Source organism: Kocuria himachalensis, assembly GCF_054784195.1.
Genome location: NZ_BAAGPL010000001.1, coordinates 255,728 through 266,657, shown reverse-complemented (window position 1 = coordinate 266,657; position 10,930 = coordinate 255,728). Strand labels below are relative to the sequence as shown.

At 72.5% G+C, this 10,930-nt stretch carries 10 protein-coding genes; 8 read left to right on the top strand and 2 right to left on the bottom strand.

The annotated features are described in order from the left end of the window. Positions 1-73: 73 nt before the first annotated feature. Positions 74-556, top strand: coding sequence for a GyrI-like domain-containing protein (locus ACYVM4_RS01220; RefSeq protein WP_460667388.1), 483 nt, complete (start codon positions 74-76; stop codon positions 554-556). Between the two features lie 90 nt (positions 557-646). Here ACYVM4_RS01220 and ACYVM4_RS01215 read toward each other — a convergent pair whose 3' ends face one another. Continuing rightward, complete coding sequence (locus ACYVM4_RS01215) at positions 647-1,885, bottom strand: dicarboxylate/amino acid:cation symporter (protein WP_460667387.1); 1,239 nt, start codon at positions 1,883-1,885, stop codon at positions 647-649. Positions 1,886-1,989: 104 nt separating this feature from the next. Next, positions 1,990-3,273 (bottom strand): hypothetical protein, encoded by a 1,284-nt coding sequence (locus tag ACYVM4_RS01210; protein WP_460667386.1) that lies wholly within the window; start codon positions 3,271-3,273, stop codon positions 1,990-1,992. On the opposite strand from ACYVM4_RS01210, the gene ACYVM4_RS01205 reads away from it, so the two are divergent. The 7 genes from ACYVM4_RS01205 (at position 3,226) to ACYVM4_RS01175 (ending at position 10,881) form a co-directional block, all read left to right on the top strand. Next, the gene (locus ACYVM4_RS01205; RefSeq protein ID WP_460667385.1) at positions 3,226-4,203 is read left to right on the top strand and encodes a hypothetical protein; all 978 of its coding nucleotides are present in this window, start codon (positions 3,226-3,228) and stop codon (positions 4,201-4,203) included. The two genes, ACYVM4_RS01210 and ACYVM4_RS01205, sit on opposite strands and share 48 nt — an antisense overlap. After that, a complete protein-coding gene (locus ACYVM4_RS01200) occupies positions 4,196-5,200 on the top strand; it encodes an HAD-IIA family hydrolase (RefSeq protein ID WP_460667384.1) in 1,005 nt (334 codons plus the stop codon). The genes ACYVM4_RS01205 and ACYVM4_RS01200 overlap by 8 nt, the downstream gene beginning before the upstream one ends. Next, positions 5,197-5,451 (top strand): hypothetical protein, encoded by a 255-nt coding sequence (locus ACYVM4_RS01195; protein WP_460667383.1) that lies wholly within the window; start codon positions 5,197-5,199, stop codon positions 5,449-5,451. The genes ACYVM4_RS01200 and ACYVM4_RS01195 overlap by 4 nt, the downstream gene beginning before the upstream one ends. Next, positions 5,448-6,194, top strand: a complete 747-nt coding sequence (locus ACYVM4_RS01190) for a TlyA family RNA methyltransferase (RefSeq protein WP_460667382.1) — start codon at positions 5,448-5,450, stop codon at positions 6,192-6,194. Before ACYVM4_RS01195 ends, ACYVM4_RS01190 begins: the two co-directional genes overlap by 4 nt. A gap of 123 nt (positions 6,195-6,317) precedes the next feature. Continuing rightward, complete coding sequence (locus ACYVM4_RS01185) at positions 6,318-7,388, top strand: NAD kinase (RefSeq protein ID WP_368821136.1); 1,071 nt, start codon at positions 6,318-6,320, stop codon at positions 7,386-7,388. Beyond that, entirely contained in the window at positions 7,389-9,101 is a 1,713-nt protein-coding gene (recN, locus tag ACYVM4_RS01180) for a DNA repair protein RecN (protein WP_460667381.1), read from the top strand. A gap of 55 nt (positions 9,102-9,156) precedes the next feature. Continuing rightward, complete coding sequence (locus tag ACYVM4_RS01175) at positions 9,157-10,881, top strand: CTP synthase (protein ID WP_368821138.1); 1,725 nt, start codon at positions 9,157-9,159, stop codon at positions 10,879-10,881. The last annotated feature ends 49 nt before the right edge of the window (positions 10,882-10,930 follow it).

Here is a 10,930-nt window from a genome sequence, read left to right as displayed (position 1 = left end):
CAACGATCAGCCCACGCCCGACGGCCACCCTGTAACAGATGCAGTGGTCCGCTCACCGGCGGACAATGCTGGCATGGAAGCGACCAACCATGATGCCGGGACTCCGACGGTGACGGAGCAGGACGAGCAGCCGACGGCGGTGGTGACAGGGACCGTGGCGATGAGCGAGCTGCGGGGATTCTTCGACCGTGCCTTCGACGAACTGGGCCGGGCGATGGCCGACGGGGCCTTCGAGGCCTCAGGACCTCCGATGGCGGTCTACCACGGCGTTCCGGCGGAGACGGTGCACCTGGAGGTGGGCTTTCCGGTGCGAGGAGAGGTCGCCCCTCGGGGATCCGTAGTGGCCGGCCGTCTGCCCGCCTCGCGGGTGGCATCGTCCGTGCACCGCGGCAACTACGACGACCTGGGGCGATCCTGGCAGCATCTGGCGGAGTGGGCGGGACACCAGGGTCTGTCTCTCGGCGACCGCTTGTGGGAGGTCTACGTGACCGAGCCCCGGCCGGGCGACGACCCCGCGGACATGATCACCGAGCTCCACTGGACGCTCCGTCCCTGATGTCCCACGGGCCCTCGGATCCACGCGACGGGAGGCCCCGACCACATGGTCGGGGCCTCCCGTCGCGGTGTGTACCGGTTGTCCGGGAAATCACCCGGCTGTTCGAGCGTCCGAGAGCGCGAGATCTTCCGGAGTCTCCTCCACGGGCTCGGTCGCTCCGCGTCGGCCGATGAGCTTGTCCATCACCACGGCGATCGCGCCGTCCCCGGTCACGTTCGTGGCCGTGCCGAAGGAGTCGATGGCGATGTACGTGGCGATCATGAGTGCCACGGCTGTCTCGTCGAAACCGAGCATGCTCTGGAGGACTCCGACGGCGGCCATGATCGCGCCGCCCGGGACGCCGGGTGCGGCCACCATCGTGATTCCCAGCATGAGGATGAATCCCAGGTAGCCAAGGTTGTCGATTGGCATGCCGGTGATGGTCATGATCGCGACGGAGAACAGGACGATCTTCATGGTCGATCCCGCAAGGTGGATGGTGGCGCACAGCGGGATCACGAAACCGGCGACCGACCCTCGCACACCGTTGTTCTCCGTGCACCGCAGCGTGACCGGGATTGTCGCGGCCGACGACGAGGTGCCCAGAGCGGTGACGTAGGCGGGCAGCATGTTCTTGAGCAGGGCGGCAGGGTTGCGACGGGCGTAGGATCCTGCGACCACGTACTGCAGGACGAGCAGCAGGAGCGAGAGGAGGAAAGCGAGCACCACGACCTTCAGGAACGTCGAGACGACCGTCAGGATCTGTCCGTTCATGGTGAGGCTCAGGAACATGCCGAAGATGTAGAGCGGCAGGAGCGGAATGATCACCAGCTCCACGATGCGCATGATGATGCCTCGGAGGTCGTCCATGGTCCGGTGAAGGGTGTCACCTGGGATGAGCGTGATGCCCACGCCCAGGCAGAAGGCGAGGATAAGCGCTGTCATCACCCCGAAGACGGGCTCCATCTCGAGGGAGAAGAAGCCCGTGAGAGCGGATTCCTCGGGACTCGCCAGCGCGGCCACGTCCCGTTCCCCGCCCAGCAGCCAGGGGTAGCTTGCTCGAGCGACGTAGAAGGCGAGGACACCGGCGAAGATCGTGGACGCGTAGGCGATGAACGCGGTCACGCCCAGCCACTTGCCGGCGCCCCGCCCGAGGTCCCCGATGGCCGGAGTCACGAGACCCACGATCAGCAACGGGATGATGAAACCCAGGAACGCGCTGAAGAGACCGTTGAACGTCATGAAGACGCGGGCGACAGGTTCCGGGAAGAAAAGTCCACAGGCGATGCCCAGGACGATGCCGAGCAGCACACGCACCAGAAGGTGGGACGTGAAGGGTTTTTTGGTCATGGACCCATCATCCGACGAGGGGGGAGCGGGGGACGAATCGGGACAGAGGGGCACCGGACCTGCTTATACAATGGGAACGATCAACATGGCGGACCGTTCTCCGGTCAACGCCGACATCCATGAGAGCCGACCGGCACCGCGTCGGCACAGAGGAGCGGTACGTGTCCGAGTCTTTCCAGCACGGGTCCCGGGACGAGCGCCGGAACGGAAATTCCGGCGACCGCCGGACCGGCGGAGGAGCCGGGCGCGAGGACGACCGGTCCGGCTCCCAGCCCCGACGCCGGTACGACGACGCGCGGCGCAGCCCGGCCCGCGACGGCCAGGCGCGCGGACGTGGCTCGGAGGGCCGGGGCGCCGCAGGCAGGCCCGACGAAGGTCGTCAGGACGATCGTCGTGGTGGCTATGCCCCGCGTGGGGACCGCCGTGATGAGCGGCCGGGTGAGCGGGGGCCGCGCCGTGAGGGTGAGGGCTTCCGCGGTCGGCGTGACGACCGTCAGGATGACCGTCGTGGTGGGTACGCCCCGCGAGGTGACCGTCAGGATGACCGTCGTGGTGGGTACGCCCCGCGAGGTGACCGTCAGGATGACCGTCGTGGTGGGTACGCCCCGCGAGGTGACCGTCAGGATGACCGTCGTGGTGGGTACGCCCCGCGAGGCGACCGCCGTGACGAGCGGCCGGGTGAGCGGGGGCCGCGCCGTGAGGGTGAGGGCTTCCGCGGTCGGCGTGACGACCGTCAGGACGACCGTCGTGGTGGGTACGCCCCGCGAGGTGACCGTCAGGATGACCGTCGTGGTGGCTATGCCCCGCGTGGCGACCGCCGTGACGAGCGGCCGGGTGAGCGGGGGCCGCGCCGTGAGGGTGAGGGCTTCCGCGGTCGGCGTGACGACCGTCAGGACGACCGTCGTGGTGGGTACGCCCCGCGTGGCGACCGCCGTGACGAGCGGCCGGGTGAGCGGGGGCCGCGCCGTGAGGGTGAGGGTTACCGTGGTCGGCGTGACGACCGTCAGGACGACCGTCGTGGTGGGTACGCCCCGCGAAGCGACCGTCAGGGTGAGCGGGGGCCGCGCCGTGAGGGTGAGGGCTTCCGCGGTCGGCGCGACGACCGCCAGGACGACCGCCGTGGTGGGTACGCCCCCCGTGACGACCGCCGCGGTGGATTCCCCGATCGCAACGACGGCTACCGTGGTCGGCGTGACGACCGGGACGACGTCTCGACCCACCGCCACCGTGCGCCCGAGGTCGACGAGGACATCACGGGTCGCGAGCTCGACAAGCCGACCCGCGCCCAGCTGGGGGCCCTCGAACCGCGCAATGCCGAGGCCGTTGCCAAGCACCTGGTCATGGCCGGGCGCTATCTGCTGGACGTTCCCGAGCTCGCGCTCGAGCATGCGCAGGCGGCCGGACGGCGCGGCGGCCGCATCGCCGCGGTGCGGGAGGCCACGGGCGTCGCGGCGTACGAGGCGGGCGACTACGCGCTGGCGCTCAAGGAGCTGCGCACGTTCCGCCGGATGACGGGCGCCGAGATCCACCTTCCCCTGATGGTCGACTGCGAGCGGGCCCTCGGGCGCCTGGACAAGGCCGTGGAGCTCGCGACGTCCGAGGCCGTGCAGTCGCTTGAGCCCAGCGAGAGGGTGGAACTGGCCATCGTCCTGGCCGGCATGCGACGGGACCAGGGGGACGCCCAGGGGGCGGTGGACGCACTGAACATTCCGCAGCTCGACAAGAACCGGGGCTTCCCCTACAGCCCCCGGCTGTTCCGCGCCTACGCCGAGACCCTGAGGGGCGTCGGGCGGGACCGTGAGGCCCTCACATGGGATCGACAGGCCGTGGTGGCCGAGGCCGCCCTCGGGACGGGGCAGTTCGCCGAGCCCGAGATCGTCGACTTCGACGACGAGGACGAGACCGAGCAGGTGCCGGACGACGGCGTCGCCCTGGCAGACGCCGAGGGGACGACCGAGGGGACGACCGAGGTGCCGACCCAGGACAGGGCGGACGCCGCGGCCCAGGACACGGCCGGGCAGACCGTCGGGACGGACCCGGCAGGGAGCGCAACCGGCGCCGCCGGTGGCGACCTGGGCGGCGACCCCGACGGCGGCGTGGACGACGAGGCCGAGGACGTGCTCGACGAGGGTGCCGACGAGGACCCGGACGAGGAGCTGGACGACGAGGCGGAGGGCCAGGAGCACGACCTGGACCCCGACGACGACTTCGAGGGCGGCTCCGAGGACGACCTCGACCCGGACGACGACGCGGAGCTCGTGGACCTCGGCGGCGAGGACACGGGCGACGCCGAGGACGGCGGCCCGCAGCGTGGCTGAACGGCTGCTCGATCGGTTCGACGCCGTCCTGAGCGATCTGGACGGCGTCGTCTACGCCGGCCCGCACGCGATCCCCGGAGCGCCGGAGATCCTCCGCCGGATCTCCGAGGACGGCGTGCCCGTCGTGTTCGTGACGAACAACGCCTCGCGCTCCGTCGCGACGGTCGCCGAGCACCTGACGGACCTGGGCGTGCCGACGGGCCCCGACGGCGTCGTGAGCGCCGCGCAGGCGGGAGCCGAGCTCCTGGCGCAACGGGTCCCGGCCGGCACCGCGGTGCTCGTCACCGGTTCCCAGGCCCTGGCCGATGTCGTCGCGGACGCCGGGCTGGTCCCGGTGCGGGCCCAGTCCGACGCGCCCCGCGCCGTGATCCAGGGCTTCGACCCCGGCCTGGGCTGGGCCGAGCTCGCCGAGGCCGCGTACACGCTGGCCGACCCGGATGTGCTGTGGGTGGCGACCAACACCGACCGCACCATTCCGCAGGCCCGCGGCCTGGCGCCCGGCAACGGCACCCTCGTGGCCGCCGTGGCGGCCGCGACGGCGCGGCCGCCGGTCGTCGCCGGCAAGCCGGAGGCCCCGATCTTCCGCACCGCCGCCGAGCGGGCGGGCAGCACCCGTCCCGTGGTACTGGGGGACCGCCTGGACACCGATATCCGGGGCGGCAACGCCGCCGGCTTCGCCACGATCGCGGTCCTCACCGGGGTGGACACCGTGCACACGATCCTCGCCGCGTGCACCGCGGAGCGCCCGGACCACGTCGTCGGCACCCTGCACGCGCTCTTCGAGCCGTACCCCGACGTCGAGGTCTCGTCCTCGGCAGGGGGGCACATCGCGCGCTGCGGGGCGGCGGAGGCCGAGACCGACGGCACGCGGCTGCGGATCCGGGGCGCCCAGGACGACCTCGACGCCTGGCGGGCCGCGTGCGCGGCCTGGTGGGCGGCACACCCCCAAACCGACGTCCCCGTGGTCCCCGACCTCGAGTGGGAGGCGGGGAAGTGACCGCCGACGCCGGGCTGCCGCACGCGGCGGGGGACGGCGGGGCAGCCCTGCGTCCGACCGGTCACGCCGGGGTGGACGCGGTGCTCGACCGGGCCGGCGAGCTGGAGAGGCTGCCCGTCGCCGAGCACCCCGGTCGTTACGAGGAGCTGCACGCGGCCCTCGTCGCCGAGCTCGACGCCGAGCCCGGCACCGTCCCCGCCGGCCTCGTGCCGCGCCCCCGGACCGGACAGGAGGAGGCGGGGCCGCGGTGAGCGCCCGTCTCGACCAGGAGCTCACCGCGCGGGCGCTGGCCCGCTCCCGCACCGTCGCCGCCCGGTGGATCGGGGAGGGCCGGGTGCTCGTGAACGGCCGGCCCGCGACCAAGCCCTCCGTCCGGGTCGGCCCCGACGACCTGCTGGAGGTCCGGCCCGCCGACGCCCCGGACTATGTCAGCCGGGCCGGGCACAAACTGGCCGGGGCGCTCGCCGCCTTCCCGGACATCGAGGTGGCGGGCAAGCGGTGCCTCGACGCCGGCGCCTCGACCGGCGGGTTCACCGACGTGCTGCTGCGCCGGGGCGCCCGGGAGGTGGTCGCCGTGGACGTGGGCCACGACCAGCTCGACCCCTCGCTCCGGGGGGACCCGCGGGTCCGGGCGCTCGAGGGCATGAACGTGCGCTGGATGCGCCCCGAGGACATCGGCGGCCCGGCGGAGCTCACGGTCTGCGACCTGTCGTTCATCTCGCTGACCCTGGTCCTGGAACCGCTGGCGGAGGCCACGGTGCCGGGCGGGGACCTCGTGCTCATGGTCAAGCCGCAGTTCGAGGTCGGCGCCGACCGTCTGGCGCGCACGGGGGTGGTCACGAGCGAGCTGGAACGTGCCCGGGCCGTCGAGGCGGTGGCCGCCGCGGCCCGGAGCCATGGGCTGTCCGTCCGGGGCCGGGAGCGCAGCCCGCTGCCGGGCCAGGACGGCAACCACGAGTTCTTCCTGTGGTGCCGCCGGGATCCGCCGTCCTGACTGTCCCCGCCCTCGCGTAGGGTGGTGAGCGGTGCCCGGTCCGCGGGCACGGCGTGCGCCACGGGCCGTTCCCGGTCCTGACGACGCCCGCGCGCACCGAGCAGTCGAGAACGGGAGGACCCGGTGAGCCGAAAGATCCTGGTCATGGCGCACATGGGCCGTCAGGAGGCCAAGGACGCCGCCCGCGACTCCTGTCTCCAGCTGCACGAGGCCGGCCTGGTGCCGGTGATCTCGCGGGACGACCTCGAGGCGCTCCAGGAGGACGCGGTGCCCCTCGCGCCCGTGGAGGTCATCGAGGAGGACGTCTCCCTGCGGGAGATCGAGCTCGTGATGGTGCTCGGCGGGGACGGGTCGATCCTGCGCGCCGCCGAACTGGTGCGCAGCGTGGACACCCCGCTGCTGGGCGTGAACCTGGGCCACGTGGGCTTCCTCGCCGAGAGCGAGCGCTCCGACCTGCGCGAATCCGTGGAGGCCATCGTGGACGGGCGCTACACGGTGGAGCAGCGCATGACGATCGACGTCACCGTGTGGCAGGACGAGAAGAAGGTCCTGCACACCTGGGCGCTCAACGAGGCCTCGGTGGAGAAGGGCGACCGCGAGAAGATGGTCGAGGTGGTCATCGAGGTGGACCGCCGGCCGCTGAGCACCTTCGGGTGCGACGGCGTGGTCCTCGCCACCCCCACCGGCTCCACCGCCTACGCGTTCTCCGCGGGCGGGCCCGTGGTGTGGCCCGAGGTCGAGGCGCTGCTCATGGTGCCGCTCAGCGCCCACGCCCTCTTCGCCCGGCCCCTGGTCATCTCCCCGAACTCCATGATGGCCGTCGAGGTCCTCACCCGCACCGACGCCCGCGGCGTGCTCTGGTGCGACGGGCGCCGGACCACCGAGCTGCCGCCCGGCTCCCGGATCGAGGTGGTGCGCTCCCCGAAGGCGGTCAACCTGGCGCGGATGCACCGCACCCCCTTCTCGGAGCGGCTCGTGAAGAAGTTCGAGCTGCCCACGAGCGGCTGGCGCGGCCCGGTGCCGCCGCACGACGCGGCCGCGGCGCGGACCACGGCCCTGCCCACCGTCCGCGGCGACCAGACCACCGGCGGCTGGGCGCAGGAGCTGCAGAAGTCCACGGTGGGGCACGAGATGCCCCACGAGCCGGACGCCCCGTCCCGCCGTGCCCGGGACGAGACCGCGGAGGACGGCTGAATGATCGAGGAGATCCACATCCACGACCTCGGCGTCATCACCGACGCCGTGCTGCCCCTCGGCCCGGGGTTGAGCATCCTCTCCGGTGAGACCGGTGCGGGCAAGACCATGGTGGTCACCGCCCTCGGGATGCTGCTGGGCAACCGCTCCGACGCCGGAGCCGTGCGCTCCGGGGCGCCCAAGGCCGTCGCCGAGGCCGTCGTGCGGGTCCCGGCCGGCCATCCGGCCGCCGCCCTCGTCGAGGACGCCGGCGGGGCGGTCGACGTCGAGGCCGTCGGGGACGCCGAGGAGGCTCTCGTCACCGTCGCGCGGACCGTGACCGCGGAGGGGCGCAGCCGTGCCCATGTCGGCGGCCGCTCCGCTCCCGTGGGCACCCTCTCCGCGGTGGGCCAGACCCTGGTGGCGGTGCACGGCCAGTCCGACCAGCTGCGGCTGAAGTCCCCGGCCGCCCAGCGCCACGCCCTGGACCAGTACGCGGGGGAGGAGCTGGCCGCGGAGCTGCGCCGCTACCGGGAGCGGCTCGCCGAGTACCGCTCCGGGCAGCAGACCCTGCGCGAGGTCACCGAGCACGGCCGCGAACGCGCGCTCGAGGCGCAGAGCCTGCAGGGCGCCCTGGAGGAGATCGACGCCGTGGACCCCCAGCCCGGGGAGGACGAGCGCCTCGACCAGGAGAGCCAGAAGCTGACCAACCTCGAGCAGCTGCGGGCCGCCGCCCTCACGGCCCACGCCGCCCTGAGCGGCGGAGAGTTCGCCGACGCCGACACCCCGGACGCGACCGCCCTCGTGGCGGCGGCGCACCGGGCCCTGGAGCAGGAGGCCGACTCCGACCGGGATCTCGAGGAGCTGTCCGGGCGGGTCGCCGAGCTCGCCGTGCTCGTCAACGACATCGCGGCGGACCTCTCCGGCTACGCCTCGGGCCTCGACGACGAGGGCCCCGCCCGCCTGGCCGAGGTGGAGTCCCGGCGGGCCAGGCTCAAGACCCTGACCCGCAAGTACGGCGCCTCCGTGGACGAGGTCCTCGACTGGGCGGAGCGCTCGCGGGCGCGCCTCGACGAGCTCACCGACGACCCCGCGCGGGAGCAGGAGCTCCGGGCTCGCCTCGAGCAGCTGCACGCCGAGCTGAGCGAGCTGGCCGCGCGGATGACCGAACGGCGCCGGGACGCGGCGCACCGGCTCTCCGAGGCAGTCAGCTCCGAGCTCACGGCGCTGGCCATGCCCAACGCCTCCCTGGTCATCGAGGTCGAGCCGACGGAGGAGTTCTCCGGCCACGGGCGGGACGAGATCTCCTTCCTCCTCAAGCCGCACGCCGCCGCCGCGCCGCGGCCCCTCGGCAAGGGCGCGTCCGGCGGTGAGCTGTCCCGTCTCATGCTCGCCATCGAGGTGGTCCTCGCCGCCGTGGACCCCGTGCCGACCTTCGTCTTCGACGAGGTGGACTCGGGCGTGGGCGGCAAGGCCGCCGTGGAGATCGGCCGCCGGCTGAAGATGCTCGCCCAGCACGTCCAGGTCCTCGTGGTGACGCACCTGCCGCAGGTCGCGGCCTTCGCCGACCAGCACATCCTCGTCACCAAGAGCACGGACGCCACGGTCAGCGACGTGCGCGTGCTCGACGAGGAGGAGCGCGTGGTGGAGCTCGCCCGGATGCTCGCGGGTCACGAGGACTCCGCGGCGGCACGCGAGCACGCCCGGGAACTGGTCCGCGGGGCAGTGCTCTGAGGTGCCCCGCGCTCGGTGATCCCCCGCACGCAACCGACGTCCTGAGCGGACAAGAATGATAGGGTCGAATTCCGTGGTGAATGCAAACGAAGCCGCCCACGAGGCCGGCGCACAGCAGACCGAAAACCAGCGACCGGGCAAGGTGACCCGCCAGATCTTCGTGACGGGCGGCGTGGCCTCCTCCCTCGGCAAGGGCCTGACCGCCTCGTCCCTCGGGATGCTGCTGCGGGCACGCGGGCTCTCCGTGACGATGCAGAAGCTGGATCCGTACCTCAACGTCGATCCGGGCACCATGAACCCCTTCCAGCACGGCGAGGTCTTCGTGACCGACGACGGGGCGGAGACCGACCTCGACATCGGCCACTACGAGCGGTTCCTCGACGAGAACCTCGACGCCTCGGCGAACGTGACCACCGGCCAGGTGTACTCCACGGTCATCGCCAAGGAGCGGCGCGGCGAGTACCTCGGGGACACCGTCCAGGTCATTCCCCACATCACCGACGAGCTGAAGAACCGCATGCGCCGCCGCGCGCAGGGCGACGACCAGCCGGACATCATCATCACCGAGATCGGCGGCACGGTCGGCGACATCGAGTCCCAGCCGTTCCTCGAGGCCGCACGGCAGGTCCGCCAGGACGTCGGCCGCCGCAACGTGTTCTACCTGCACGTCTCCCTGATCCCGTACATCGGCCCCTCGGGGGAGCTGAAGACCAAGCCGACCCAGCACTCCGTGGCCGCGCTGCGCGGGCTCGGCATCCAGCCGGACGCGCTGGTGCTGCGCTCCGACCGGCAGGTCCCGGACACGATGCTGCGCAAGATCGGCAACGCCTGCGACGTCGACCACGACGCCGTGATCTCCTGCCCGGACGCCCCGAGCATCTATGACATCCCCCGCACCCTGCACTCGCAGGGGCTCGACACCTACATCCTCGACTACCTGGGGCTGGACTACCGGGACGCCGACCTGGCGCAGTGGGAGCGCCTGCTCAAGGCCGTGCACGAGCCCGCCCACTTCGTCACGGTGGCCATGGTCGGCAAGTACATCGACCTGCCGGACGCCTACCTGTCGGTCTCCGAGGCTCTGCGCGCCGGCGGCTTCGCCAACGACGCCCGCGTGAAGATCAAGTGGGTGGCCTCGGACCTGTGCGAGACGCCGGAGGGCGCCCAGCGGGAGCTCGGCGACGTCGACGCGATCTGCGTCCCGGGGGGCTTCGGCATCCGTGGCATCGAGGGCAAGCTCGGCACCCTGCGCTTCGCCCGGGAGCACCGGATCCCGACCCTCGGCCTGTGCCTGGGCCTGCAGTGCATGGTCATCGAGTTCGCCCGCTCGGAGCTCGGGCTGGCCGGCGCCTCCTCGACCGAGTTCGAGCCGGAGACCGCGTACCCGGTCGTGGCGACCATGGACGAGCAGAAGCAGTTCGTCGAGGGCGCCGGCGACCTCGGCGGCACCATGCGGCTCGGCCTCTACGACGCGCAGCTGCAGCCCGGGTCCGTGGTGGCCGGCGCCTACGGCTCCACCGAGGTCAAGGAGCGCCACCGCCACCGCTACGAGGTGAACAACGAGTACCGCGGGCGCCTCGAGGAGGCAGGACTGGTGATCTCCGGGACCTCCCCGGGCGGCACCCTCGTGGAGTTCGTGGAGCTGCCCGCCGACGTGCACCCGTACTACGTGGGCACCCAGGCGCACCCCGAGCTCATGTCCCGCCCGACCCGCCCGCACCCGCTGTTCGACGGGCTCGTGAAGGCGGCCCTCGAGCGCCGTGAGGCCGAGGGCCGCTGAGTCCCCGCCCGTGGCCGCACGGGCACCCCGGTGCAGGCGCCGGTCCTCG

What these genes read in the sequence shown, in the direction of transcription:
- ACYVM4_RS01205 (WP_460667385.1), top strand. Translation starts at nt 3,226, where the DNA reads ATGGCCGGGCGCTATCTGCTGGACGTTCCCGAGCTCGCGCTCGAGCAT.
- ACYVM4_RS01220 (WP_460667388.1), top strand. Translation starts at nt 74, where the DNA reads ATGGAAGCGACCAACCATGATGCCGGGACTCCGACGGTGACGGAGCAG.
- ACYVM4_RS01175 (WP_368821138.1), top strand. Translation starts at nt 9,157, where the DNA reads ATGATAGGGTCGAATTCCGTGGTGAATGCAAACGAAGCCGCCCACGAG.
- ACYVM4_RS01215 (WP_460667387.1), bottom strand. Translation starts at nt 1,885, where the DNA reads ATGACCAAAAAACCCTTCACGTCCCACCTTCTGGTGCGTGTGCTGCTC.
- ACYVM4_RS01210 (WP_460667386.1), bottom strand. Translation starts at nt 3,273, where the DNA reads ATGCTCGAGCGCGAGCTCGGGAACGTCCAGCAGATAGCGCCCGGCCAT.
- recN (WP_460667381.1), top strand. Translation starts at nt 7,389, where the DNA reads ATGATCGAGGAGATCCACATCCACGACCTCGGCGTCATCACCGACGCC.